At 36.8% G+C, this 25,641-nt stretch carries 24 protein-coding genes; 3 read left to right on the top strand and 21 right to left on the bottom strand.

From position 1 onward, the window contains the following. Nucleotides 1-18: 18 nt before the first annotated feature. The 8 genes from hpaE to P9E47_RS11190 all read right to left on the bottom strand — a co-directional run bounded on the left by hpaE (nucleotide 19) and on the right by P9E47_RS11190 (nucleotide 8,420). Nucleotides 19-1,524 carry a 5-carboxymethyl-2-hydroxymuconate semialdehyde dehydrogenase gene (hpaE, locus tag P9E47_RS11225; protein ID WP_004432291.1) on the bottom strand — a complete coding sequence of 502 codons (1,506 nt, stop codon included), beginning with the start codon at nucleotides 1,522-1,524 and terminating at the stop codon, nucleotides 19-21. Nucleotides 1,525-1,563: 39 nt separating this feature from the next. Next, entirely contained in the window at nucleotides 1,564-2,484 is a 921-nt protein-coding gene (hpaI, locus tag P9E47_RS11220) for a 2,4-dihydroxyhept-2-ene-1,7-dioic acid aldolase (RefSeq protein WP_004432290.1), read from the bottom strand. Nucleotides 2,485-2,731: 247 nt separating this feature from the next. Continuing rightward, entirely contained in the window at nucleotides 2,732-3,553 is an 822-nt protein-coding gene (locus P9E47_RS11215; protein ID WP_004432289.1) for a DODA-type extradiol aromatic ring-opening family dioxygenase, read from the bottom strand. Nucleotides 3,554-3,665: 112 nt separating this feature from the next. Beyond that, complete coding sequence (locus tag P9E47_RS11210) at nucleotides 3,666-4,457, bottom strand: 2-keto-4-pentenoate hydratase (protein WP_035196840.1); 792 nt, start codon at nucleotides 4,455-4,457, stop codon at nucleotides 3,666-3,668. Between the two features lie 12 nt (nucleotides 4,458-4,469). Beyond that, a complete protein-coding gene (gene dmpG, locus P9E47_RS11205; protein ID WP_326163592.1) occupies nucleotides 4,470-5,498 on the bottom strand; it encodes a 4-hydroxy-2-oxovalerate aldolase in 1,029 nt (342 codons plus the stop codon). 18 nt (nucleotides 5,499-5,516) lie between these two features. Further along, nucleotides 5,517-6,401: an acetaldehyde dehydrogenase (acetylating) gene (locus P9E47_RS11200; RefSeq protein ID WP_004432286.1), complete on the bottom strand. Its 885-nt coding sequence runs from the start codon at nucleotides 6,399-6,401 to the stop codon at nucleotides 5,517-5,519. 19 nt (nucleotides 6,402-6,420) lie between these two features. Then, nucleotides 6,421-7,218: a 2-keto-4-pentenoate hydratase gene (locus P9E47_RS11195; protein ID WP_035196838.1), complete on the bottom strand. Its 798-nt coding sequence runs from the start codon at nucleotides 7,216-7,218 to the stop codon at nucleotides 6,421-6,423. A 251-nt stretch (nucleotides 7,219-7,469) separates the two neighbouring features. Continuing rightward, nucleotides 7,470-8,420 (bottom strand): amidohydrolase family protein, encoded by a 951-nt coding sequence (locus tag P9E47_RS11190; RefSeq protein ID WP_004432283.1) that lies wholly within the window; start codon nucleotides 8,418-8,420, stop codon nucleotides 7,470-7,472. Nucleotides 8,421-8,652: 232 nt separating this feature from the next. On the opposite strand from P9E47_RS11190, the gene P9E47_RS11185 reads away from it, so the two are divergent. Next, nucleotides 8,653-9,444, top strand: coding sequence for an IclR family transcriptional regulator (locus tag P9E47_RS11185; RefSeq protein WP_004432282.1), 792 nt, complete (start codon nucleotides 8,653-8,655; stop codon nucleotides 9,442-9,444). 57 nt (nucleotides 9,445-9,501) lie between these two features. Here P9E47_RS11185 and P9E47_RS11180 read toward each other — a convergent pair whose 3' ends face one another. The 3 genes from P9E47_RS11180 to P9E47_RS11170 all read right to left on the bottom strand — a co-directional run bounded on the left by P9E47_RS11180 (nucleotide 9,502) and on the right by P9E47_RS11170 (nucleotide 11,158). Then, entirely contained in the window at nucleotides 9,502-10,338 is an 837-nt protein-coding gene (locus tag P9E47_RS11180) for a methyl-accepting chemotaxis protein (protein ID WP_326163484.1), read from the bottom strand. 179 nt (nucleotides 10,339-10,517) lie between these two features. After that, nucleotides 10,518-10,943 carry a GlcG/HbpS family heme-binding protein gene (locus P9E47_RS11175; protein WP_004432280.1) on the bottom strand — a complete coding sequence of 142 codons (426 nt, stop codon included), beginning with the start codon at nucleotides 10,941-10,943 and terminating at the stop codon, nucleotides 10,518-10,520. Between the two features lie 14 nt (nucleotides 10,944-10,957). Further along, on the bottom strand, nucleotides 10,958-11,158 hold the full coding sequence (locus tag P9E47_RS11170; protein WP_004432279.1) for a 4-oxalocrotonate tautomerase: 201 nt from the start codon (nucleotides 11,156-11,158) through the stop codon (nucleotides 10,958-10,960). Between the two features lie 235 nt (nucleotides 11,159-11,393). Between P9E47_RS11170 and pyc the strand changes: the two genes are divergently transcribed. Further along, complete coding sequence (pyc, locus tag P9E47_RS11165; protein ID WP_326163482.1) at nucleotides 11,394-14,840, top strand: pyruvate carboxylase; 3,447 nt, start codon at nucleotides 11,394-11,396, stop codon at nucleotides 14,838-14,840. Between the two features lie 113 nt (nucleotides 14,841-14,953). Here pyc and P9E47_RS11160 read toward each other — a convergent pair whose 3' ends face one another. From P9E47_RS11160 to P9E47_RS11125, 8 genes are all read right to left on the bottom strand, one after another. Next, the gene (locus tag P9E47_RS11160) at nucleotides 14,954-15,247 is read right to left on the bottom strand and encodes a 2Fe-2S iron-sulfur cluster binding domain-containing protein (protein ID WP_039957667.1); all 294 of its coding nucleotides are present in this window, start codon (nucleotides 15,245-15,247) and stop codon (nucleotides 14,954-14,956) included. Nucleotides 15,248-15,367: 120 nt separating this feature from the next. Then, a complete protein-coding gene (locus P9E47_RS11155; protein ID WP_004432276.1) occupies nucleotides 15,368-16,282 on the bottom strand; it encodes a catechol 2,3-dioxygenase in 915 nt (304 codons plus the stop codon). 175 nt (nucleotides 16,283-16,457) lie between these two features. Then, nucleotides 16,458-18,362, bottom strand: coding sequence for a XylR N-terminal domain-containing protein (locus tag P9E47_RS11150; RefSeq protein ID WP_326163481.1), 1,905 nt, complete (start codon nucleotides 18,360-18,362; stop codon nucleotides 16,458-16,460). A 378-nt stretch (nucleotides 18,363-18,740) separates the two neighbouring features. Beyond that, on the bottom strand, nucleotides 18,741-19,763 hold the full coding sequence (locus P9E47_RS11145) for an NADH:ubiquinone reductase (Na(+)-transporting) subunit F (RefSeq protein ID WP_326163480.1): 1,023 nt from the start codon (nucleotides 19,761-19,763) through the stop codon (nucleotides 18,741-18,743). Nucleotides 19,764-19,811: 48 nt separating this feature from the next. Beyond that, the gene (locus tag P9E47_RS11140; protein ID WP_004432271.1) at nucleotides 19,812-20,102 is read right to left on the bottom strand and encodes a hypothetical protein; all 291 of its coding nucleotides are present in this window, start codon (nucleotides 20,100-20,102) and stop codon (nucleotides 19,812-19,814) included. 16 nt (nucleotides 20,103-20,118) lie between these two features. Beyond that, complete coding sequence (locus P9E47_RS11135; protein ID WP_035196827.1) at nucleotides 20,119-21,636, bottom strand: ferritin family protein; 1,518 nt, start codon at nucleotides 21,634-21,636, stop codon at nucleotides 20,119-20,121. A gap of 8 nt (nucleotides 21,637-21,644) precedes the next feature. Then, nucleotides 21,645-21,944, bottom strand: coding sequence for an MmoB/DmpM family protein (locus P9E47_RS11130; RefSeq protein ID WP_004432265.1), 300 nt, complete (start codon nucleotides 21,942-21,944; stop codon nucleotides 21,645-21,647). Nucleotides 21,945-21,959: 15 nt separating this feature from the next. Next, nucleotides 21,960-23,081, bottom strand: a complete 1,122-nt coding sequence (locus tag P9E47_RS11125) for a ferritin family protein (RefSeq protein ID WP_326163477.1) — start codon at nucleotides 23,079-23,081, stop codon at nucleotides 21,960-21,962. A gap of 402 nt (nucleotides 23,082-23,483) precedes the next feature. Here P9E47_RS11125 and P9E47_RS11120 point away from each other — a divergent pair, with 402 nt between their 5' ends. Further along, on the top strand, nucleotides 23,484-23,909 hold the full coding sequence (locus P9E47_RS11120) for a PaaI family thioesterase (RefSeq protein WP_004432261.1): 426 nt from the start codon (nucleotides 23,484-23,486) through the stop codon (nucleotides 23,907-23,909). A gap of 78 nt (nucleotides 23,910-23,987) precedes the next feature. Here the strand turns inward: P9E47_RS11120 and paaI are convergent, their stop codons facing one another. Next, the gene (paaI, locus tag P9E47_RS11115) at nucleotides 23,988-24,389 is read right to left on the bottom strand and encodes a hydroxyphenylacetyl-CoA thioesterase PaaI (protein ID WP_326163476.1); all 402 of its coding nucleotides are present in this window, start codon (nucleotides 24,387-24,389) and stop codon (nucleotides 23,988-23,990) included. A gap of 10 nt (nucleotides 24,390-24,399) precedes the next feature. Further along, nucleotides 24,400-25,611 carry an ABC transporter substrate-binding protein gene (locus P9E47_RS11110; RefSeq protein ID WP_326163474.1) on the bottom strand — a complete coding sequence of 404 codons (1,212 nt, stop codon included), beginning with the start codon at nucleotides 25,609-25,611 and terminating at the stop codon, nucleotides 24,400-24,402. Nucleotides 25,612-25,641: the final 30 nt, after the last annotated feature.

Raw genomic sequence — 25,641 nt, 5'->3', positions numbered from 1 at the left:
TAGCTTTTATTATTCACTTTATTTTCCAAACTGTGGAATATGGTGATCGCCAATTGCTACATGGATAACTTTTGGCTCAGTGTAAAATTCAAATGCATAGTGGCCCCCTTCGCGACCGATGCCGCTGTCCTTTACGCCTCCAAATGGAATGCGAAGGTCACGTACGTTTTGTGCATTAATCCAAACCATACCAGCTTCTACAGCATTAGCTACACGATGGGCTCTCTTAAGATTGTTTGTCCATACAAATCCAGCAAGGCCGTATTTCACATCATTTGCAGCCTTGATTACTTCTTCATCATCCTCGAATTCAATTACAGCCATAACGGGACCGAAGATTTCCTCTTGAGCAACTCTCATATCGTTAGTCGCATTTAATAGAATTGTTGGCGGTACGAAGTTACCTGCTTTAACTTCTTCTGGAACAGTTCCTTGTACTACATCACAGCCCTCTTCTTTAGCGATTTCGATATAGCTTTTAACTTTGTTATAATGTCCTTTTTCAATTAGTGGACCAAGCTGCGTAGATGGGTCCATTGGGTCACCAATCTTAATGTTTCGAACACGCTCTTTCAATGCAGCAACGAATTGATCCTTAATATTTTTATGAAGGAACACACGTGAGTTTGATGTACAACGCTCACCGTTGAATGAAAAGATACCCCATACAGCAGCATCAAGCGCACGATCAAGATCAGCATCTTCGAAAACGATCAGAGGTGATTTACCACCTAGTTCCATAGATGTTTTCTTGAGTGTATCTGCAGAGTTCCTGATAATAGTTGATCCAGTTGTTGTTTCACCTGTAAATGAAATAGCTTTTACATCAGGGTGCTTAACTAGGGCATCCCCTGCTGTTTCACCGAAACCATGAACAATGTTGAACACACCTTTAGGTAATCCAGCTTTATCAATGATTTCTGCTAATTTATTTGCAGTTAACGGAGATAATTCAGCCGGCTTTAATACAACAGTATTACCTGTTGAAAGAGCAGGTGCTACCTTCCAAGTTTCTAGCATAAAGGGTGCATTCCAAGGCGTAATTAAGCCTACTACACCTAGTGGTTTGTATACAGTATAGTTGATAAATTCATCATCTACAGGGAATGACTCACCATGTTTTGTTTCTACCATTCTTGCATAGAAGCGGAAGTTCTCCGCTGCACGCGCAGCTTGATTCCTAGTTTGACTGATTGGTAGACCTGTATCTAATGATTCCAAATAGGCAATCTCATCATTTGCCTCATCAATAAGGTCTGCAATTCGATAAATATATTTCACACGTTCTTTTAATTTCAAGTTTGCCCAATTTTCAAAAGCAGCATTTGCAGCTGCAACAGCTTTTTCCATATCCTCTTTGCGACCTTCAGCGATATTGTTGATCACAGTGTTTGTAAACGGGTTGTGGTTTGCAAACGTACTGCCAGCTTCTGCATCTACAAATTCACCATTAATATATAATTTAATATCTTCTAACTCTTTATGAGTTTTTAAATTGTTTGTTTCTACTGCTTGACTTTGCATCCTTTTCACATCCTTTTCTTTTTTCAATATCAATCACAATTATTTAGAAACAACATTCTCTGGAAGGTCTACATGTCTTTTTAAAATATTACGTAGTTTATCTTGTAATTCTTGTGTTGGAAGAGCCATTGGTCTGCGTAGGATTGGTTTAGCAATACCCATCATTCCCATAGCTGCTTTTAATGGTGCTGGGTTTGTATCTTCAAACAATACATCATTTAATTCCATTAATTCGAAATGATGATCTAATGCAGCTTGAATGTTTCCAGCTTCATAGTCATTGTAAAGATCAGCAATTTCTTTGGGAAGAAGGTTTGCTGTTGCACTGATGTGACCAGCTCCACCGATTGCTAACATTGGGTAACATAATAATTCGATACCAGAATATAAATTGAAATCTCTTCCACACTTTTGTAAAACACGGTTAACATGTTCGAAGTCTTTGTTAGATTCTTTTACGCCGATGATTTGTGGAACGTCTTTAACAAGACGAGCTAGTGTATCAACATGTAAATTCACTGCTGTTCTACCAGGGATATTGTACACTATGATTGGAATATCTACTGTTTCAGCAATCGTTTTATAATGATCATAAAGTGCATGTTGTGATGGCTTATTGTAATAAGGAACGATGATTAATACTGCATCTGCTCCAAGATCTTTTGCCTTCTTCGTTAAAGTAATAGTTTCATCAAAATTAACAGAACCAGTAGCAGGTACGAATGGAACTCTTCCATTGATTACTCTTGCAGCATTTTCCATTACTTGAATGCGTTCTTCTGTTGTTAAAGATGAAGGTTCACCAGTAGTACCACATACAGAAATGGCATGGCTACCGCTTTCAATTTGCCAATTTATTAATTTCTCTTGTGTTTCAAAATCGATTGAGTAGTCTTCGTTGAATGGTGTAACAACAGGTGCAATGGATCCTCTTAATCTTTTTTTCAATTCTTGATACATTATGAATTCATCCTTTCTAAACTAAAATAATTTATAAAAAGTATAATTTTTGCTTCTTGTTTAAATCATATACCAAATCATATACGATTTCAATAGTTTTTCTCAAAAAATCATATATGATTTTTTGAGAAAATAAAAAAGAGAGTCTTTTAAACTCCCGTTCTTTCGATTGTTTAGTTTTTAAAAATGTTCACATTTTATACTTAATATACTGTTTTGTATAAAAAGCAAATAAAAAAATTTGGTTTTAGGCAGTTATATCTGTAGTTTGTTTTTCAAATGTAATGACAGGGTTCCAGCTTCCTGAAGATTGCCCATCTGCATAATACTTTGGTTCATCATTTTCATCCAAAATCGCACTTAACATCGCTAAATGACGTCCGCCAGATTCAACCTTAGCAGCAGCTGCATATTGTGGAAGCATTTCATATGCTTCTTTATATTTTTTGTTCATTACTAATTCTACATATTGCTTATCTAAAGCCTGCTCAGAAATAGTTGGCTTATTCTCTCTACCACGCACGACATTATGAGATAATGCACCGCTAGATACAAAAACAACCTTTTTATCAGTTTTCTCAAGAACCTTTCTAATTTCTTGGCCCCATTTATACGTCTCTTCTAGGGATGCAACTAAAACAACAGATAAATTAATAACTGGGATATCTTCATTAGGGACAAGATGACGTAATGGTACAACTGTACCATAATCCCAGACAAAGCTTGAATCATTAAATCCAACAATATTTAATCCGGCACTTTGACCTGCTTGGACAAGCTTTTCAGCGATTTCTTGATCACCTGGATAATTGTATGGAACATCAGAAACTAAATCAGGGCATTCTTGGGCAGTTAAAATACCTTTGTGAACAGGCGTGCAATCAACTAGATGATTGAAAGTTGATGGCCAATGGCATGAAACTAAGACAACTAGATCAGGTTTTTTCTCATAAATCTTCTTAGATACCGCTTTCATTCCAGCAACCATTTCTTTTTGAAACTCAGGAACATGCTCATCATGGCAAATACTCGGTACGTGCGGTGAAATAACACTCATTACAATACTCATTTTTCAAAACCTCCTTAATTTTCTGTATATTCTATTTATTAGAAATCGGAAATCCCTTATGTATGTTGTTGCAAAAAAAGGGATTCCCGAAACCAATCAAACAAAATTTTTGTTATTCTACGACAGTAAAAGTTACTTCTCCTAAACCATCAAATTTACCAGAAACAACATCACCTTTTGAAAGCATAACAGCACCGGTAATGCCGCCTGTTAAAATGATATCGCCTTTTTTAACCTTCTCGCCTTTTCGAGCAAGCATATTCGCTAGCATTGCCACAGAATTAGCCGGATGACCAAGAACAGCTGCACCAGCCCCAAGCTCTTTAATTTCACCATTAATCGTAATCGTTGTTCCAACAAGCTCTAGATCAAATTGGTCCGGCTTTTTCAATGCTGTTCCGAATACAACACGAGATGTTGAGGCATTATCAGCTACCACATCAGGGAATGTAAAATTAAAATTTTCATAACGGCTGTCAATGACTTCAAGTGCAGGAAGTACATATTCAGTCGCCGCTAATACTTGTGCACCTGTAACACCAGGACCTTCCACGTCTTCACCCATTACAAAAGCGATTTCCGCTTCAACCTTTGGATGGATAACATCACTAAGTTTGACCTGTCCACCATTATCAATCAACATATAATCAAATACATAACCATATATCGGCTCATCTACACCCATTTGTTTCATTTTGGCATAGCTAGTTAATCCCATTTTAGGGCCCACGATTTTTTTTCCTTCAGCCAGTTTCATTCTTACAATTTCTTCTTGAACTAAATAAGCTTCATCAAATGTTAAATCAGGCTTAATCGATGCCGTTACTTTTACTACTTCACGTTTTTCATATTCAGCATCTTGCAAATAAGTTGCTATTTGTTTGATTTGTTCTTGGGTAATCATTATTGCTTCCTCCTAGCCGATCGTGACATTTTTCTTCTTAGCAATCTCTGCAGCGACATCGACGATCATGTCTTCTTGACCACCGACAATATGTTGTTTACCCAATTCTATTAAAATATCACGGGAGTCAATGTTAAATCTCTTAGCCGCACGCTGTGCATGCAATAAGAAGCTTGAATATACTCCTGCAAACCCGAGTACAAGTGAATCTCTTGTAATTTCCTGTGGTTTTTCCAAAATAGGTGCAACAAGGTTTTCAGCAGCGTCCATCATTTTATAAATATCGATGCCCGTATGAATACCTAATTTGTCTAATACCGCAACCAATACTTCAGTTTGTGTATTTCCGGCACCCGCACCTAAACATCTCATACTGCCATCAATTCTTGTAGCACCTACTTCAATCGCAGCGAGTGTATTAGCCATTGCTAATGATAGATTGTTATGACCATGAAAACCGATATTTACTGATAAGTGATCTCTTAAGGCACAAATTTTTTCTGTTACCTCATGCGGCAATAAAGCCCCAGCAGAGTCAACAACATAAACTGTATCAGCCCCATAGCTTTCCATTAACTTAGCTTGTTCAACTAGCTTAGCCGTTGGAGCCATATGTGACATCATAAGAAACCCTACAGTTTCCATTCCAAGTTCTTTTGCAAGTTCAATATAGGCAGGTGAAACGTCTGCTTCCGTTACATGCGTTGCGATCCTTGCCATCTTCGCACCAAGGCTTGCAGCTTGTTTCAAGTCCTTTTCTAAGCCGATACCTGGTAATGATAATACGGCAATTTTAGAATTCTTCGCAGTTGCTGCAGCAGCTTCAATCAATTCAAACTCATCTGTTAAAGATAATCCATATTGCAGTGTAGAACCACCTAATCCGTCACCGTGTGCCACTTCAATATATGGAACTTTCGCTTCATCTAAAGCCTTAACAACATTTACCACCTGTTCAACAGTAAATTGATGTCTAATCGCATGGCTTCCGTCACGTAAAGCAACCTCAGTAATTAAAATATTTTTATTTGTATCACCCATCATAATTTCCTCCCTTCTTTAAACAGTAGCATTTGCTAGCATTTTGACTGCCCATTGTTCTGCAACTTGAACGGATGCAGCCGTAATGATGTCTAGGTTACCTGCATATTTAGGCAAGTAATCTCCAGCACCTTCAACCTCAATCAGGATTGTTATTTTATTCCCATCAAATAATGGCTCCTGTCTAATTCGGAATCCTGGAACATATTGTTGTACTTTTTTCTCCATGTCTCGAATTGCTTTCACAATACCTTCTTCATCCACAGTATCGCCTTCAACTAATGCGTGGATTGTATCTCTCATAATAATTGGTGGTTCAGCTGGATTAATAATCATAATTGTTTTTCCACGCTTTGCCCCACCAATAATTTCAAGGGCACTATTCGTTGTTTCAATAAATTCATTAATATTAGCTCGTGTTGCAGGACCAGCACTTCTACTAGATACAGTTGCGATAACCTCTGCATAGGCAACTGGTTGAACTTGATTAATTGCATGTACAATTGGAGTTGTTGCTTGGCCTCCACAAGTAATCATATTTACATTATCATCGTCTAAATGTTCATTTATATTTACCGTAGGTACTACAAATGGACCAACAGCTGCAGGTGTTAAGTCAAGCACTCGTTTTCCTGCTTCTTTTAATAATTTAGCGTGTCTGATATGCGGCTTTGCGCCAGTTGCATCAAATACGATATCAGCAAGTTCCGGTTGTTCTAAAAATCCGTCAATTCCATTATCAAAAGTTGCATACCCATATTCTCTTGCGCGTTTTAAACCATCTGACTCGGGATCAACACCAATAACTGCTGTTAATTCTAGATTGGTTGCTCTTCTAAGCTTAATCATTAAATCCGAACCAATATTACCTGAACCTAATATTGCTACCTTCACTTTACTCATTAACTACAACTCCCTCCTATTATTCTTCAAAATTCACTGTAACTTGACCAAGATGCGCAAATCGAGCTGTAAATGTATCACCAGGTTCTGCAACGACCATTGCTGAAAGTGCACCTGATAGAATAACTTCCCCTGCACGCAGCGGAATATCAAATTGAGATAGCTTGTTTGCTAACCAAGCAACGCATGTTGCTGGATTACCTAGTGCAGCAGCTCCAACGCCAGTGTTCACTAACTGACCGTTTTTCGTTAAGACCATACCTAGTAATTCTAAATTTACATCTTCGATTCGTGTTGGTTTTCCACCTAATACATAAAGACCACTGGAAGCATTGTCAGCAATTGTGTCCGGCAATTTAATCTTCCAATCTTTTACTCTACTACCGACGATCTCTAGTGCCGGAACGATATATTTAGTAGCCTGCAAGACATCAAGAGTAGTAACATTTGGTCCGATTAAGTCTTTTTTCAGAATAAAAGCGATTTCACCTTCAACTCTAGGTTGGAGTATTTGACTCATAGAAACGGTTCCACCATTTTCAACAACCATAGAATCAAGTAAATGTCCGTAGTCCGGCTCATCTACTCCAAGTAATTTTTGCATTGCTAGTGACGTTAAGCCGATCTTTTTTCCTACTACTTTTTGTCCAGCATCTAATTTCCTTTGAATATTTTCAAGTTGTATATGATAAGCTTCCACCGGTGTAAGATCTGGGTTCACTGATGTTAAAGGAGCAATTCCTACGCCTGTTACTTCTGCTTCTCTAAGTTGGTCAGCAAATTGTATTGTTTGAGTAGTCAATATGTTCCACTCCATTCCATGTTAATTAAGATGTAAAAAGTCAATTGATTTTACAACATACATTAAGTTTAACTTCTTCAATCATCTCCCGAAATCCTCCCTTATGTTAGGGATTTTATATAATAATCTTAAAATTATAATAACTCTACTTAGTTGCGCATACAACCTCGCAGTTGTTCTATACGCAACAAAAAGTATCTTTTTTGAAACTTTTTCATCTTTTTTCGTTAAAATAAAAAAGAGACTTTTGCAGCCTCTTTTCTTATTTAAGTATTTACATTTGTTGCCAAAAGCGAATTGACACCTTTTTCTCCTGAAATTTGTGGTGGCCAAGTACAAAGGTCGAAAGGATAATCTGATCCTGGAACTACCCTGTCTTCGCCAACTGTATTTAGTAAATACTGCAAACTTCCCTCGTTCCAAAGAACGGTGTCATACCACATTCTTTTTAAATACTCAATCGGCGGTGCTTGTAATACTGACGAAACATTGTTCCACATACTGTAGCCTTTATTTAATCTTCCTATTTGGTAGGGAAGAAAACCGCCGCCATGGGCAAGCAATACTTTAATATTCGGGTACTTGTCTAAAAAGCCACTTAGTAATAAATCAGTTGCACATACTGTTGTTTCCCAAGGAACACCAATTAAATTAGGCATCATTCTCTTCTTTAGTCTTGGATCTTCACATAGTAGCGGATGAATAAAGATAATCGCATTTAATTTATTAGCCTCTTCAAAAAACGGTGCAAAAAAATCATCTGATAACATATATTCGGATAGTCCCGGTCCAATAATCGCACCTTTTAAGCCCAATTTCATTGCTTCATTAAGCAACCCGGCAGCCTTAACAGGACTATTAAGCGGTACAGTAGCCAGTCCTGATATTTTTTCTGTTTCTCGATCAGCCCAATTAGCTAAAGAGCGATTATAAACTTGCGATAATTCACTTGTTATTTCGGCGGAGAAATCATACATAAATAATTGTGGAATTGGTGATACAAGCGAATGCTTGACGCCAATGTTTTTTTGTTCATGTAAATACAGGTTCTCATCTACGAAAGATTTCTTTAATTCAAAGCCCCATTTTTCATTTACAACAAGAAAGTCCTCTTTATTTGGGTCTTTCTTTTCCCATTTTGCATTGACTAAAGACTTATTTTCTTTTAGCCATGCGATTACATCTTGCGGTATAAAATGAGTATGTACATCATACATATGTTTCCACTCTCCCTGTTTATAGTTTATAGTTTTTAGTTTCATATATCGAAATTGCGTTTCTCTATAACATACACTATATCAAAAAATCAGTTAGAAAGTAACAAAACTTATGAAATTTTTAGAATATTCCTTTAAAAAAATTATCACTTTTCAATTTTCATTTTTTTTGATATGTTTTCTATAGAGAGAGTGCGTTCTTCTATATGAAACTACGAAAGGGTGTACTAAATTGACAACGAATGATAGGGATTCAAAAGATAACAAAGATAATTTGCTTTCATCAGTAAAAAATGCACTATTAATTTTACGGAGCTTTTCAATGGATGAACCTGAAAAAAAGATTAGTGATCTTGCCACAGAGTTAGGTCTGAATAAAAGTACTGTCAGCCGAACAATGGCAACACTTGCTAGTGAAGGGTTTGTTTATAAAGATCCCGAATCAAAAAAATATCGCTTAGGAATGACAATCATTTCATTAAGTGGCATTATCAATAATAACATGGATGTCTACCGTGAATCACAGCCAATTTTAAATAAACTGGTCCAGGACATCGATGAAACGGCCCACATCTCGGTTCTTGATAATACCGATGTTATTTATATTCAAAAAATTGAATGTAAACATTACGTAAGAGCACTATCACATGTTGGAAGACGAAATCCGGCTTACTGTACTAGTTCCGGTAAGGTTCTATTGGCTCATGCAGATGATAGTGTTGTAGAAACTGTGATTAATACAGGACTAAAAAAATATACTGATACAACAATTACTGATCCCGACAAGTTAAGAGAAGAATTAAAAAAGATAAAAGAAGATGGATTTGCCTATAGCTTGGCAGAATTCAATGAAGGTGTCCATTCAGTAGCGGCACCTATTTACGATTATACCGGAAAGGTAATAGCGGCCCTGACTGTGGTTGGTCCGATGCAACGAATACAGCAAAGCAAAATTAGACCACTTGCCAAAAAAGTCATTGAAGCCAGTATGGAAATTTCAGATAGAATGGGCTATTGGAGGTAAGAAAAGCACAAGCGCTAGACAAGAAAAATCGGGGCAGGATTGTCCCGATTTCTTTTTTTATAGTTTACTGGATAATTGTAATAAAAGCTTTGAAATTTCCTCAAATCTTTCAATTCTAGTATTAATATCTTTTGCTTTTTCTAATTGACTAATAACAGTATTGTTTATAGAAGTAACCTCATCCGTAATGGATTGAAGGTCAATCTTCAAATCATTTAATGTTTTTTCAATTTCGATACTTGCATCATTACTGTGACCAGACAACTTCCGGATTTCATCTGCAACGACTCCAAATCCTCGTCCGACATCTCCAATTCTTGCAGCTTCAATAGCAGCATTTAGTCCAATTAGCCTTGTTTGTGAAGCGATTGATTTAATAGAATCCAAAATCTGGCTAGATCTTTTAAACTTATTATTAATATCAGCAGCCTTTTCTTGGAGTGCTTCACTTTCACTTTTTATTTGGGAGGCAATTTCCAAAAACAGTTTTATAATACTCCCAACCTCACCACTAGATTGTGATAATTCCTCAGCACTATTATTCAAACCAGTCCAGGTTTCTATGTTCCTAGCAATTCCCACCGAACCGATAACATTATTATTTTCATCTATTATTGGATACCCTGAAAGTCTAACTGGTAAGCCATATAAAGAAGCATCCATATTCTTAACAGCATACTTTTTCGTTCTTATAGCTTCTGCAGATGCCGAAGTCGGTTTGAGAGGATCACCTGGAGAAATATTCAATTTCAATGTTTTCCCATCTTTTTGTATAATAAACTTTTCTTTGTCTGTAACGGCAAATCCCATATCTACTTGCAAAATATCAGCAATAAATGGCGTAACCACAACAAGCGCATCCATTAGTTGCTGGGCTGTTACATTTCTTTCCATTGTATTCGCCTCCTTACTTCATTAAATTAATAGAATAGTATTTTAGTATAGTAGTAAACGTTTCCATATATCACAATAATTTTATCATTCGAATTCACTGTTTACAAGTTGTTAAAAGAGGGGCTATCCCAATTAATAGACTCATATGATCTGTTAACTTGAGATACCCCCCTTAAGGTTTAAACTAATTGTTGAACAATTTGAAGTGCTGCTTCCCCACACATTTCATCCTCTTCAGCGCTTCCTCCGCTAATACCGATACCGCCAATGACATGACCATCAACAGTAATAGGGAAGCCACCGCCGAAAATAACAAGTTTCGGAGTGTGTACAATTCCATTTAATAGTGCTGGTTCATCCTTTATCATTGGATACCAATCACCGGTAGGTTTTTTAAATCCAATAGCAGTGTATGCTTTATTTTGTGATATGCCGATACTTAGAAGCGGAGCATGATCCATTCTAGAGAAAGCTACTAAATTTCCGCCTTCATCTACAATCGTAATATTAACAGCGATTCCCAATTCCTTTGCCTTATTTTCAGCTGCTTCAATCATTTTTTTCGCAAGCTCATTTGGAATGGAAAACTTCTCTATTAACTTCATATAATCCCTCCTAATTAATTCATTTTTGAACGGCGTTTTTCTACTGATTCACCTGCAATTCCCCAATGTGATGCAGGAATTTCATTAATAAGTACACGAACAGATTCAATTGGTGCTTCCAATGTTTCACAAACTGTATTCGTTACTTCTTTAATTAGCCGTTCTTTTTTTTCAGGTGTACGTCCTTCCATTATAGTAATCTGAACTAAAGGCATTCTTTGACACTTCCTTTTATTATTTGATAGAATCTTCTTAATTTATAGTAAATCCTTTTTGTTCGTATAACAACATTATTGTTGCTTTATATGAAATTAAAAAAAATTTCGATTTAAAGTATTAATTATTGTATATATTTTTTGAATCTTTTGCTAAAATACTTTGTATCATATACAGAATTTATGTTGCTTTATAAGCAACATTTATGTGTAGCGTTTAGGAGGAGGTCATAAAATGAGAGAGAGAAAAATTCAGAAAGTCCTTGTAGCAAACAGAGGAGAAATTGCAATTCGCGTATTTCGTGCTTGTACTGAGCTTGGAATACGTACTGTAGCCATTTATTCGAAAGAGGATTCTGGCTCCTATCACCGTTACAAAGCGGATGAAGCCTATTTAGTTGGTGAGGATAAAAGTCCAATCGATGCCTATTTAGATATTGAAGGAATCATCGAAATCGCAAAAGCAAATGATGTTGACGCCATCCACCCTGGATACGGCTTCTTATCTGAAAATGTTCAATTGGCGAAACGCTGCGAAGAAGAAGGAATCATTTTTGTCGGACCGAAAGAAAAGCATTTGGAGATGTTCGGCGATAAAGTAAAAGCGAGACACCAAGCTGTTTTAGCGAATATTCCAGTTATTCCTGGTTCCGATGGTCCTGTATCAAGTGTTGATGATGTAAAAGCATTCGCAAGTCAATTTGGCTATCCATTCATTATTAAAGCTTCCTTAGGCGGAGGCGGTCGCGGAATGCGAATCGTTCGCAGTGAAGATGAACTCGTTGAAAGCTATAATCGTGCAAAATCAGAAGCGAAGTCCTCTTTTGGTAATGATGAGGTCTACGTTGAAAAATTCATTGAAAATCCTAAACATATTGAAGTGCAAATTCTAGGTGATCAACACGGAAACATTGTTCACTTGTATGAACGCGATTGTTCTGTCCAACGTCGTCATCAAAAGGTTGTTGAGGTTGCACCAAGTATTTCCCTATCTGAAGACTTACGTGAACGCATCTGTGAAGCAGCTGTGCGGTTAATGGATAATGTAAAATATGTAAATGCCGGTACAGTTGAATTCCTTGTTACAAAAGAAGAGGAATTTTACTTTATTGAAGTGAACCCAAGAGTACAGGTTGAGCATACCATTACTGAAATGATTACCGGAATTGATATCGTTCAATCACAAATCCTAATTGCGGAAGGACATCAACTCGACAGTAAGGAAATCAGTATCCCAAATCAGTCTTTTATTAAAACTCATGGCTATGCCATTCAATCACGTGTCACAACAGAAGATCCAGAAAATAATTTCATGCCTGACACAGGAAAAATCACAGCGTACCGTTCCGGTGGTGGGTTTGGCGTTCGCCTTGACGCCGGAAACTCCTTTGCCGGTGCTGTCATCACACCATTTTATGATAGCTTGCTTGTGAAAATCTCCACACATGCTTTGACATTTGAGAAAGCAGCTGCGAAAATGCATCGAAATTTAAAGGAATTTAGGATTCGTGGTATTAAAACGAATATTCCTTTCTTGGAAAATGTAATTACGCATGAGAAATTTTTGACAGGTCAATATAATACAAATTTCATTGATCAAACACCGGAGCTGTTCATTTTTCCACAGCGTAAGGACCGCGGTACAAAGATGTTAAGCTTTATTGGAAATACCACTGTAAATGGAACTCCAGGCCTTGCGAAAGAAAAGAAACCACTTCTTAAAAATCCAAGAATGCCAAAAGTGAAATTATCTGAACCAATACCAACTGGAACAAAGCAAATTCTTGACCAAGAAGGTCCAGAAGGTCTTGTAAATTGGATTAAAAACCAAAAAGAAGTTCTATTAACAGATACAACATTCAGAGATGCGCACCAATCCCTACTTGCAACTCGTGTTCGTACAAATGATTTAAAACATATTGCTGAACCAACAGCCAGACTATTGCCAAATCTTTTCTCTGTTGAAATGTGGGGCGGTGCAACATTTGACGTGGCCTACCGTTTCTTAAGAGAAGATCCATGGGTAAGGCTGCAAGTATTAAGAGAAAAAATGCCGAACCTATTATTCCAAATGCTGTTACGTGCTTCCAACGCCGTTGGTTATACAAATTATCCAGACAATGTCATTAAAGAATTTGTTCAGAAATCAGCAGAAAATGGCATCGATGTTTTCCGAATCTTTGACAGCTTAAACTGGGTTAAGGGTATGACATTGGCGATTGATGCTGTTAGAGATACAGGAAAGATTGCCGAGGCAGCTATTTGTTATACTGGGGATATTGAAGATAGCACAAGAACGAAATATAACCTTGAGTATTATAAGAATATGGCAAAAGAGCTTGAAAACGCTGGAGCCCATATTTTAGGAATTAAAGATATGGCAGGTCTATTGAAGCCGCAAGCAGCCTATACATTGATTTCGACTTTAAAAGAAACCGTGAATATTCCGATCCATCTTCATACACATGATACAAGCGGAAATGGCATTTATACCTACGTGAAGGCCATTGAAGCCGGCATAGATATCGTTGATGTGGCAACAAGCTCTATGGCGGGATTAACATCACAGCCAAGTGCAAATACATTGTACTATGCGTTGCAGAATCAAGATCGCCAACCAAAGGTTGATATTCAGTCACTTGAAAAGCTGGCCCATTATTGGGAGGATGTACGCCACTACTATAAAGTATTTGAATCCGGAATGTATGCTCCTCATACAGAAGTATACAATCATGAAATGCCAGGCGGACAATACAGTAATTTACAGCAGCAAGCAAAGGCTGTTGGCCTAGAGAGCGAGTGGGACAATGTTAAGCAAATGTATCGCAATGTAAATGATATGTTTGGCGATGTTGTTAAGGTAACTCCTTCTTCTAAAGTTGTAGGAGATATGGCGTTATACATGGTTCAAAACAAACTTACAGAAGAAGATGTAATCGAACGTGGTGACACCCTTAATTTCCCTGATTCTGTAGTGGAATTTTTCCAAGGTTATCTTGGTCAGCCGTACCAAGGCTTCCCTGAAAAGTTGCAAAAAGTAATTTTAAAAGGTCGTGAGCCAATTAAAGTTAGACCCGGAGAATTACTTGAGGCTGTTGACTTTGATGCCATTAAAAAAGAATTGGAAAACACATTTGAACATGAGGTTTCTGATTTAGATGTGATCAGCTACGCAATATATCCGAAAGTATTCGAGGAATACCAACATTTTTTTGACCAATATGGTGATGTTTCCGTCCTTGATACCCTTACTTTCTTCTATGGTATGCGCCTCGGTGAAGAAATCGAAGTGGAAATCGAACAAGGAAAAACATTGATTGTTAAGTTAATTTCCATTGGTCAAACACAGCGAGACGGTACAAAAGTCGTTTACTTTGAATTAAACGGCCAGCCTCGCGAAGTCATTGTTAAAGATGAAAGTATGAAATCTGCTGTAGCAGCAAAACCGAAAGCAGAAAAGAAAAATCCAAATCATATTGGTGCCTCTATGCCTGGAACAGTTGTTAAAGTATTAGTAGAAAAAGGCGAAAAGGTTAAAAAAGGTGACCACTTAATGATTACAGAAGCAATGAAAATGGAAACAACCGTTCAAGCTCCATTTGATGGGGTTGTGACCGACATCCATGTTAGAAGCGGAGAAGCAGTCCAAGCGGACGATTTATTACTAGAACTGGAAAAGTAAGAAAAGCAAAAGCGCCCGTTCAGCGAAGTTTACGAGTTGCTGGGCGCTGGAGCTAGGCATTAGAAAAGCGAAAAGGCTGGTTCCTTAAAATTTAAGGATCAGCCTTTTTTTGATTATCTTAGAATTTTATTCATTTCTCTGCATGGTTCTACAACCATATCGGTTATTGGCATACTTTGACATGCTAAACGGTAGCCTGCAGAATGTTCGTCATCTGATAACACAGATTTCGAAGCAATTCCATCTAATGTATGTCCACTGACAACCTTTACTTTACACATCCCGCAGCCACCACCTTTACAGCCGACAAAAATTCCACCTGCTTGGCGTTGTGATGCATTAAGGATCGTTTCATTCTCCCTCACAGCTATCTCTTTTTCTCTTATAACTACTTTATAAGCTCCCATTTTACATAACCCCTTTGTTGAAAATTTCAATAATAAGTAGAAGGAAGTTTCCCGAATATTTGGTACCGCTCCCGAGCGCATCCAAATCGAGAAACTTCCTTGTTATCTTTATATTATTTTTTATGAGAATACAGTCGTAAATCTTTCGTTTAATTCTCTTTCGAAGTAGAATATTGCCTTACCAATCGTATCTTCTGTCCAAGTAATCGTTGGAGAGTCAGGATATGTGATATAGCCGCCACAGAATACTTCGTTACGGTTACCAGATGGGTCAAAGAAGTAAATTGTTGTACCTCTTGTAATACCGTGACGAGTTGGTCCTGCATCAATCATGACGTCATTTTTAGCCATAATATCAGCAGCATTTCTTAGTTCAACCCACTCATCTAACCAGAATGCAAAGTGGTGTAGTCCATTTTGAGGGCCTTTTATAATAGCAATATCATGGGCTGTATTTGTTTTGAATAACCATTTACAAATAGTAACATCATTATTTTCCCCTGCTACTAATTGCTCACTTACATGAAAGTCGAAAAGGTCTGTGAAAATCTTCACTGCCCCATCTACATCGTCTCCGGCAACCAATAAATGATCTAGGCGTGTTGGATGCATTCCTACTAATCCATCTGGCCATGGATCTGGGTTCACCAGTGGTAAGCCATTGCCTACTACTTCAATTTCACTATAAAGTTCTACAGTTTGTCCAGTAGGAATGACGAAACGTACCGCTTCTCCTTCAGCAAGGCGAGTTCCGGCCGGTACACGCTCAGTAGTTACACCATAGTTATTTAATTTTTCTTCATATAGATCTAAATCAGAGGCAAACTCACATTTAAAGGCTAAATGAACTAAACCTGCAGAATCATTCTTTTTCAGAATAACACTGTGATGATCGTGCTCATCCCAAGCTTTTAAATAAACTCTATCTTCTTCACGAGCAACTTCAATTAAACCGATTACATTTTTGTAATACTCAATAGATTTTTCCCAGTTTGGACATCCGATTTCTACTCTTCCTAAGCGCATGATTGCCATTACAACATTCCCCCTAATTTTATTATTTTTACTAATTTATAGATTAAAATATTTCAATAGTATTGTCTTCCTACGAAATATTCTAATTTTTGATTATTTTCAGACATATACATACAGTATAAACTAAATAATAGAATTATTTTCAGTCAATTTTTGATAGTTTGTTAACATTTTGTTACAAATCAAATTGTATTTCACCTAAAATAATAAGCATTTGTATTGCCAGAAATAATGGATAACTTGAGGCTGGTTGACGGATGTCTACAGACAAAATATCCTTTATTTTCTCAATCCTGTATCTTAATCCACTAATGGATAAGGCTGAGCTGCAGGCGGTTTGTTCCAAATTACCGCCATTCAAAATATAGTGATACAGTGTTTTCGTCAAGTCCATGCCCTTTCGGTTATCGTATTCTAATAGATCTTTTAATACTTGAATCGAATATTTTCTAATTGCCTCTTTATCTCCAGTCTGAATTAAAAGTCCAATAAACCCAAGCTCTTCATAACTAGTAATTGGTTTAGATTTCGTGCTAAGCTTCACTGCTGTCAAAGCTTCTTCGAGTTGATTTTTAGCTAACTCGATATTATCCTGGCATGTGCTAATACCACTATAAAAAGTAGGACACGGGTATGACTTTGAACAAACCGTCATAATCTCTTCGGTCAGACTCTGTATAGTCTTATTACACTGATTTAAAATATCATCCTGAATATAGATTACAAAATTTTCTGATTTATAGGTTATTAGTATTGGAATGGACATCTTTTTGAAAAATCCCGATATTTTGGTAACGAGGTCATCTTTCCATTCAATTTCTTCCTTTACATTATGCTCCGTATGAAAAACGTTAACCACTACTATATGAAAGGGCTTTAAAAAATCCACACTCACATAGTGACCCATTTTTATAATTTCTTGTTTACTCATTTTGCCCGATAGAATTTCTTCTAAAAAATTCCCACGCATGCGTTGTTCTGCCTCAATCACAGTTCGATCATTTAGAAGATACATCGCACAAACTACCGACGACCTTTCGATCATCATATTTTCCAAGATTGAAAATTTATCTGTTGGTCTTATGACAGAACAATAACCCGTAACCTGATGATTTAATATAATCGGAATCATTAAGCGGTAATGTTGACTAGCAACCTGCACAACGGCCGGTTTGAAATCTTTAAGAAATTCCAACTTCAATTCTTTAAACCGTTTCATTTTTGTATTTTTATAACACTTCATCTGCTCATTATTCTTTATTATTTCTTTTTCGTCTAATCCTGCTGCTGCCAACACGTTAAATTGATGGTCTTCAAACATAATCGGTACATCCAATGTTTCAAAGAGAACGCTTGCAATAGACTGCAAATCATGGCCTTGGATTAATTCACTAGTTAAGCGTTTATGGATGGTAAAAGATTTATCTAGATTATCTCTTTCTTCCTTTATTTGTTCATAAGCTGACTCTAACTCTTTAATTAAGCTAGTTTCATTAAAACTAAATAACTCTTTAACTTCTTTGTCTTTCCATTCTCGCTCATGTCTAGCAATCCAATGACAGCAGTCGTCACCTTTACCTTCACACTTGATCTCTGTTACAATAACCTTCATTCCTAAGATTGTTGATATATAGCCGCTGGCATAGCCAATCGTTGTGTAACAAGTTGGTCTGTTGTCTAAACCAAAAAGCTTCTTCCATTCTTCAGCTTCATGTGAATGCCGCCAAATTCCTTCCATATAGAAACTATTCTTTTTTATATCCATCTCGAGCTTTAAAGGTTGGACATAGACATGACCTTTTTGGGTATGCAATTTTGGCCCATCAAGAATCATTTCTTCTTTAGACTTGTTCGTATTATTTTGTAAGGTAATAGATGCATCATGAACGCCAAGACTCCATCCGTGCAACACAAGAAATTGTCTCGTTCTTATCTCTCCAACCATCTCTAGTAAACCCTGACGCAATAGACTCATAGCCGCTGTTGAGGTAATAAAGACTCTTTGGTTATTCAAATAGATCTTACCATCTGAAGGAAATCGAATAACAGATTCATTTTCAACTGAAGAGTGATTCGCCAATACAATACCACCTCGATCCAAGAAAATTATTCTAGTCTCTTGATGTCAAAATCAACAAATGACAGCGCTTTAATTTCATTCAGCAATTACTGAATGAAATTAAGCCTCCGGCGGATGCCTCTGAAAATCTGAGGCAGAAATACGCCGAGGCGTATTTGATAATACAAAAAATGTCTTGTATAATCAATATATCAAAGTTTGTCCCATATACAAGGATTGTGTTGCTATATATGAAACAACCATCGTCTTTTCTGGAAATTTTCTTAATTGTTTTTTAAAAAAGGGGGATGTTATAGAAGAATCCTATATAGGATATCACTTACTTCCTAAAAGCTGTCAGGAATCTGAATTTGGTTCCTGACAGTTTTTAATTAATAACTAAAATTCATCTAAATAGATATGGTTTCCTCTTAAGCCTTTTCCATATAAGGCATCTGTTACCGTTTCGCACATGATCGGCGGCCCGCAAAGGTAAGCATCCATCCCACTACATGACTCCATCTTTTTCTTGATTACATCAGCAATAAATCCTCTTTCCCCACTCCAATTTGAGTCATCTGAAAGATTGGATAGTGCAGGGATAAAGTGGAAATTCGGATATTTTCGTTCCAATTCAAGCCAATCTTCTACTAAATATAAATCCTGTTCTGTTCTAGCCCCATAGAAAAACCATGCTTCATGGTCAAAAGAGGCAGAAAAAACTTCTTCAAGCAAAGCCTTGATTGGGGCCATACCTGAACCGCCAGCAACAAACACTAAATCTTTATCGCGATCACGTAATTGCATTTTCCCATATGGTCCCGAAGCTTTTACAGTTGCTCCAACTTTAAGGTCACACATATAGTTCGAGCCAATGCCATTTGGAATTCTTTTAACATGAAGCTGAATCTTTTTGTTATCAATATATCTAGTTGCCGCGGAATAGGACCTGAGTTCTGATTCACCTTGAACCTGAAATTCGAAAAATTGCCCTGCGCCATAAGGTACAGTTGTTGGTTCGGTCAACTCCAGATCAATAATGTGAATATCTGGTGTAACCTGCTCATTTTTTTCGACTATTGCTTCAAAATCAACAACTGGATAAAATGTTAGGCCTTCTTCCTCTTCTTCTTCAATTTCCACTACAAGATCACTCTCTGCCAATGTGCTGCAAAGAAGAATCATGCCATCATCTCTCTCAAAGGAGAGAAGAGAGTATTCGGATACTCTCCCCATAATTTCATAATTACCTTCCAGCACCCTAGCTTTACAAGCACTACAGCTGCCATGACGACACCCATACGGTATTTGAATACCATTACGGATAAGGGCATCCAAAATCGTTTGGCCTTCCCTCACTTGTATTTGATTCCCGCTAGGTTCAAGAGTGACCTCATATGTTTCTACCATTGTCTTACTCATAACAAATGAGTCCTCCCTTTTATGCTATTTGAATATTTTTATAGTCTTCTAGACTGCAATGATTTGAATTGGTGCACCGTTTCTAATTCCCATTTCTTTCAATGTTTTCTTTTCATCGACATCGACATCTTGACCACCAAGCCATGTCACTAACTTATAGCGATGATTGTCTTCATTTAAGTTCCATAAGCTAAGACCGGCTTCTTTTAAATCTAATCCCGTCATATCATATTTTGCCCTAAGTGCGATATAGGTTAATAATTCATCCCCGCCAGCTAAAGAAGATGGAACTATATGGACCAACAAATGGTTTGGATCATGTAAATAACTGATTGCCAATTGTATTCACCTCCAATTATTTGAATCTCTTATCAAAATTAATAGCTTGGCGGTATTGCAGCCAACGTAAACGGTCTCTAGATGAGTAATGCTCTCCCGCTTCTTCAGGACTAAACGCTAAATACTTAAACAGATCCATCGGAACATTTTCTCCAAATTCACCACTTACATAAGCTTCAGCTGGCCACCACATTTGCATATACTTTTGTGGTTCTGATTCAAATAAATGTTTACAGCCTGGTGAACATGTCATATGGATATCACCATTGTATTCACTGTACTGTGTCCATTGTTGTGTTGGTTTATCCGGATTTACAAATTCCAATGGAATTTGACATACTTTACATACAGATGGGATTCCCGGACTAGTAACAGCTAATGCGTGATCACCTTGACGCTTATAATAAGACGCATAATATTGGTCAAACGTATTTGGGTACTCACTTGCCAGCCACTCATAATCATCCGGCTGCAGCTTAAATGTTCTAAATACATTAGCATGTTTATAATGATCTAAAATTCTCATAGTGGCATGGGAGTAATGTTCTTTTTCCTTTATGCTATCTTCTGCATGTAAAGGTAGGCGAATACCATATTTTCTTAGATCTTTAAATAAGCCATTAAATACTTGGTCTTCAATATAGATTTCGAAAGCTTTTTTCCATGAGATTGGACGAATACGCGGGTAGTAATCCACGATTACTGATACAACAGAAAACATTCTGTAGGCTCTCCAATACCATTTATCCAACCACTTCTGAACAATCGGAACGTTTCGGTCATCTTCTTCTAATAGCATTTTCAAGGCAGACATTCCGAGCGCCATATGTCTTGATTCATCCGATTGTACTGTTTTACCTGTCGCAGCAAAATGCTCATCACCAACAGCAGCTGCTGAGGAAGCAAATGGCAGGAACAAAATATTTGTAAAGCAATATTCAAATGAAAAGGAAATCGCCATCAATGCTTCAAATGGTCCTGCACTTAATGCATCTTCAAAGAATGACTTTGGAACGGTGTTAAACCAATGATTCTCATTTGTTTTAGCATAGGAATGTAGACCATCGTAATATTTACTCATATGGGCATAATGTTTAATCTCAATTTGTGCGTGGCGCAATTCATCGATTGCTTGGGCAAAAGTAGCAAAACGGATTGCTTCAATTGGAATATTCCTTCCAATATAAGCCATTAAGCGGTGTGCTTGATATTCTGCTGGCTGAACAGCTACAGCAAACGCTTTTACCCCTTCATACCATCGGGAGTCTACTACTTTTGCATGTCCATGATTGGCTTCAAAAGCATTAACCACCGAATGATAGATAGAATCCTTCTCCGATTGAATTTTTACATATTGATTGTAAGTCATACGGAAAGGATCTTCCCATTTTTTCGGATCTTTAATATGAATTCCTTCTTTTTCGATTAAAGGATACACTGTTTTCATATCAAAGTCTTTTGGTTCCCACATTAAATCTCTAGTTAAATATTTATATTGATCTTTTGAACTAAGTTTAACTGCCAAAGAACTCACCTCATTTTTTAGTCAACGTTATTCCAACGAATGATTAGCTGTTCATCGTCCATCTCTTCCATAAAGCCAAAATAGGATGCCATATAAATATGAAGTTCATCCATAGACCAATCTCTTCCTAGATGCTCTTCCACATTACACCTGTTAATAATCAACTCATTGGGAGCCTTTAGTTTAATAAATGTTGAAAAATCATCAACTTCTACTCCCGTATTGTCATCCTTTGCAGCAGCGATAATTGCTTTGATAACCTCCCCGCCACTAGTATCTAAATCGATACCAACATATCTAACTGTATCAACAGACATCTTCATTCCTCCTCTTTAGACTGGTGAAGCCGCACAATGAAATGGAATTCCTGCTTTTTTGTAAAGTGGAATAATATCCTCTTCCTCTATTTGCTTCAATGTTTGCTCCAAATCTATACCAAGATTGTGTTTTTCAAATAAAGGTGCAAGTGCTAAAATAGCTTTATATGCTTTTGGATACCACTTCTCCACCCATTCCTGAATGATTTCTAAATTGCTCAAGTTTTCCTCTGGTGTCTCCCTTGGGTCAGTGAGTGTTCTGCCCCAACGATAATCACCAGGCCACTCCTCGTACCCTAATGACTTCAAATAATCCCAACGGCTCGTTGGTTTATCATTAGCAAAATGTTTAAATAGTGCGAAAGCCCAATCCGATTGCCATTTCATTTGTTTATTAATCGTTAAATTTAATACTGAAAGATGATAATCGTTAAACTTTCCAGCTTCCTTAGTTAAATGTTTATACATTAAATTCCCTAACAAAAGATCTAAAGTAAGGTTTTCTGCTAAAATTACTTCCGCCCAATCGTTTGTTACTAATAATTCTTCAGCATAGCTGCGTAATGGCTGATAAGCAGGCTCATTTAATAGAATCTCCTTACTATGATCTAGGAAATTACCATGATGCTCCTGCATATTCATTGCCCAAAGTGTAATCCATTGTGCTCTACCTGTTTTATCATAGGCTTGAAAAGTAGCACATTGCTCTATCGGCGTACCTAGAGCATAGCGAATTACATGCTGCATTTGGACATTTTCACCATATTCGATATGGCGTAAAGGAGTGTATATATCACGTAGCGCATCTGCCCATTGGCTTGGCAGATTTTCGATTATTCCTAATTCCTGTGCATTTTTAAACCCATTTTCCACTTCAATAGCTAGATTTTTTCTATCCCTAGTGTAGGTTGTATACCAATATCGTTTCGGATCTCTAAACGCTTCCCAATCAGAAGATTTAATTCTTGTATAGCGAGGGTCATAAAGATCATAATCTCTTTCATCAAAAATATTACGATAATGATAATGCATATAAGTTTGCATTCTTAACGTTACTTCTTCATATTCATTTTTCGTATCCCATGTAAAAGGTTTTTCACGAATTGGTTTGATCTGTGATGATTGATCAGCACTCATTTTCAATTCCCTCCTAGACTTCTACTCTACTAATGCTATTTAATTTTATTACCTACATACAAATATGAATGATGTATCAGCTACTAGTATTTCTTTTCACCATGACTATCTGAACATGACGTCTTTCCGGAGCAATTCCCACAGCACTTTCCGTCTTTTTTACCATTACCTTGCATAACAGTACACCTCCTCTTTTTTCCGCTTCACTTGATATTTATATTGTATTGAAAGCACTTTCAACTTTAAACAACACGGTTTGTTATAATTTTCTAAATATTTAGTACTAAAATGTTTGTAAAATTTAATAAACATTATGTTTTTAATATATTTAGAAGGAAATATATATATAAAGCATAATAATATATATAAGCTATAAAAATGTAAGTATAAAGGAGTTTGACAATGAAAAAAATATATCGACCAAAAGATTTAGTGGAGGTAGTAACAAAAGGGAATATACCACCAAACTGTGATTTAACATTACAGCTGCAGCCTACTTTTTCTGATGATGGTATAGCTCGTGGAGTTTGGCAAGTAGATGAAAAATTTATTAATGGTATTGGAGTAGTTATGGGTGGTTATCTTTCTGCAGTAGCAGATACAATGATGGCTTATGCTATCGCATCAAAATTAAATGATAATCAAGCATTCACATCTATTGATTTACATACAACTTTTCATAGACCAGCCCAAATCGGGGAAATATATGTAGAAGCTAGAGTGGAAAGATTAGGAAAAAGAACCGCTTATGTTCTGGCAGATGTGATCCAAAATGATAAGAAAGTGGCAAGTGCTGTCTCTTCCGTGTTGATTATGGAAAATCATTAGATTTAAAATTTTAATTTGACAAAGCATAAGGGGCATTCAAATAATCTTAAGCCCGATTATTTGGATACCCCTTTCCATTTAAGCATTTATCTTATTTTTACGATAAACCATGCCATCAGCAGTTGCAATTAATTGATCATGTTCATTTCTAACTTCCATATTATAGAAACCTAATTTAGAATTTTTAGAAACTTCTTTGGCAACTGCTATTAATCTATCATTAGAAAAACCTGCTGCAATAAAGTTCATATTCACGTTAATTCCAACTGCCTGTTGTTCATACGTATTGCTAGCGATTGCAAACGCTGCGTCTGCAAGTGAAAAAATGACTCCGCCATTTGCAGTACCGTGAATATTCAGCATATTATCGGTTACATTCATCGAAACCTTTGCAAATCCCTCTGCGATTTCATCAACCGACATCCCCAATAATTTAGCATAAGGATCATTTGTAACTCTTTCCGTAATTTTAGTATCCATTACACCACTCCTACTTTTTTAGCATCCACTTTCCATCTTTAACTTCTGCTAATACCATACTATCTGCTGACAAACCATTATGATCTTCAGGAGAGAATGTAAATGTACCTGTTGCCCCTACGAACCCTTGAACTTTTGTCTCTAGATAATCTCTGATTGCTTGGCGGTCTGTACCAGCATTTTTCAGTGCTTCAATAGCTAAAAGCATATTGTCATATCCGTAAGAACCGAATTGTGTTGGCTCTCCGCCAAATTTTGAATGATAAGCATCATAGAAATTCTTGATTACTTCATATTGTGGATCTGACTCTTCAATTTGGGTTGGGAACAATAATTTACCTGTAGGGATAACAACGCCCTCAGCTCCACCTTCAGCTAGTTCAATAAATGTATTATTTGCAATACCATGACTGCTGATATGTGGCATTGTCATGCTTAATTCTTTCATATTTTTCGCTATAATAGCTGGACCTGGATTTGTTCCCCATACAACTAGAGCTTCCGCGCCAGAACTATTAATCTTCGTTAATTGTGCACTCATATCTGTATCATTTGTATTATAAGATTCAGAAGTTACGATTTCGATGCCATTTTCACCAGATAATTCTTTAAGTACTTCCAATCCAGCAGCACCATATGCATTTGAATCTGTTAAAGTAGCAATTTTTGTGATTCCCTCTTGTTTCATGTACTGATAAATACGTGTTACTGCGTGTAAATCAGAATGTGGTGTCTTAAACACCCATGTTGACTCCTCAACAGGTGCAACTACGGATGTAGCTGCAGCAGCTGAAATCATCGGAATTTGATTTTCCATTGCCAGTCCTTTCATCGCAAGACTAGGACCGGTCGTTGAAGTTCCAAGAATAATATTCACTTTTTCGTCATGAATCAAACGGTTCATTTCTTCAATCGCCTTTTCCTGCTTAGACTCATCATCAGCAAGAATAACCTTTACCGGCACACCATTAATACCACCATTAGCGTTTATTTGTTCTTCAAGAAGCAATGTTGCATTCCATTCAGGTTCACCAAGTGGACTAGCAGGGCCTGTTTTCGAATAAATTGCCCCAATTTTATAAACCTCCGGAGTTTTTGTTTCTTCTCCTTTGTTTTCTTCTGTTGTCGACTTAGATGTGTTTCCTGTTTGCTGGCCACCACAAGCTGTAAGAAGCATTCCAACAAATAGAAAAATAATCCCGAAATTTAACCATTTTTTCATTTTCAAACCCCCATTTTTTTCAAAATTTTA

Source organism: Schinkia azotoformans (assembly GCF_035811335.1).
Taxonomy (GTDB): domain Bacteria; phylum Bacillota; class Bacilli; order Bacillales; family Bacillaceae_J; genus Schinkia; species Schinkia azotoformans.
The sequence above is the reverse complement of the archived record's forward strand: the minus strand, read 5'-3'. Positions and strand labels throughout refer to the sequence as shown.

Excerpts from the sequence above, each read along its gene's own strand:
- P9E47_RS11190 (WP_004432283.1), bottom strand. The coding sequence starts at position 8,420 with ATGTATGATGTACATACTCATTTTATACCGCAAGATGTAATCGCATGG.
- paaI (WP_326163476.1), bottom strand. The coding sequence starts at position 24,389 with ATGGATACTAAAATTACGGAAAGAGTTACAAATGATCCTTATGCTAAA.
- P9E47_RS11210 (WP_035196840.1), bottom strand. The coding sequence starts at position 4,457 with ATGATTACCCAAGAACAAATCAAACAAATAGCAACTTATTTGCAAGAT.
- hpaI (WP_004432290.1), bottom strand. The coding sequence starts at position 2,484 with ATGTATCAAGAATTGAAAAAAAGATTAAGAGGATCCATTGCACCTGTT.
- P9E47_RS11145 (WP_326163480.1), bottom strand. The coding sequence starts at position 19,763 with ATGAGTAAGACAATGGTAGAAACATATGAGGTCACTCTTGAACCTAGC.
- P9E47_RS11160 (WP_039957667.1), bottom strand. The coding sequence starts at position 15,247 with ATGGGAGCTTATAAAGTAGTTATAAGAGAAAAAGAGATAGCTGTGAGG.
- dmpG (WP_326163592.1), bottom strand. The coding sequence starts at position 5,498 with ATGGGTGATACAAATAAAAATATTTTAATTACTGAGGTTGCTTTACGT.
- P9E47_RS11125 (WP_326163477.1), bottom strand. The coding sequence starts at position 23,081 with ATGAGTGCTGATCAATCATCACAGATCAAACCAATTCGTGAAAAACCT.
- hpaE (WP_004432291.1), bottom strand. The coding sequence starts at position 1,524 with ATGCAAAGTCAAGCAGTAGAAACAAACAATTTAAAAACTCATAAAGAG.
- P9E47_RS11180 (WP_326163484.1), bottom strand. The coding sequence starts at position 10,338 with ATGGAAAGAAATGTAACAGCCCAGCAACTAATGGATGCGCTTGTTGTG.
- P9E47_RS11170 (WP_004432279.1), bottom strand. The coding sequence starts at position 11,158 with ATGCCTTTAGTTCAGATTACTATAATGGAAGGACGTACACCTGAAAAA.
- P9E47_RS11120 (WP_004432261.1), top strand. The coding sequence starts at position 23,484 with ATGAAAAAAATATATCGACCAAAAGATTTAGTGGAGGTAGTAACAAAA.
- P9E47_RS11215 (WP_004432289.1), bottom strand. The coding sequence starts at position 3,553 with ATGAGTATTGTAATGAGTGTTATTTCACCGCACGTACCGAGTATTTGC.
- P9E47_RS11175 (WP_004432280.1), bottom strand. The coding sequence starts at position 10,943 with ATGAAGTTAATAGAGAAGTTTTCCATTCCAAATGAGCTTGCGAAAAAA.
- P9E47_RS11130 (WP_004432265.1), bottom strand. The coding sequence starts at position 21,944 with ATGTCTGTTGATACAGTTAGATATGTTGGTATCGATTTAGATACTAGT.
- P9E47_RS11155 (WP_004432276.1), bottom strand. The coding sequence starts at position 16,282 with ATGGCAATCATGCGCTTAGGAAGAGTAGAAATCGGATGTCCAAACTGG.
- pyc (WP_326163482.1), top strand. The coding sequence starts at position 11,394 with ATGAGAGAGAGAAAAATTCAGAAAGTCCTTGTAGCAAACAGAGGAGAA.
- P9E47_RS11200 (WP_004432286.1), bottom strand. The coding sequence starts at position 6,401 with ATGAGTAAAGTGAAGGTAGCAATATTAGGTTCAGGTAATATTGGTTCG.
- P9E47_RS11195 (WP_035196838.1), bottom strand. The coding sequence starts at position 7,218 with ATGGAGTGGAACATATTGACTACTCAAACAATACAATTTGCTGACCAA.
- P9E47_RS11110 (WP_326163474.1), bottom strand. The coding sequence starts at position 25,611 with ATGAAAAAATGGTTAAATTTCGGGATTATTTTTCTATTTGTTGGAATG.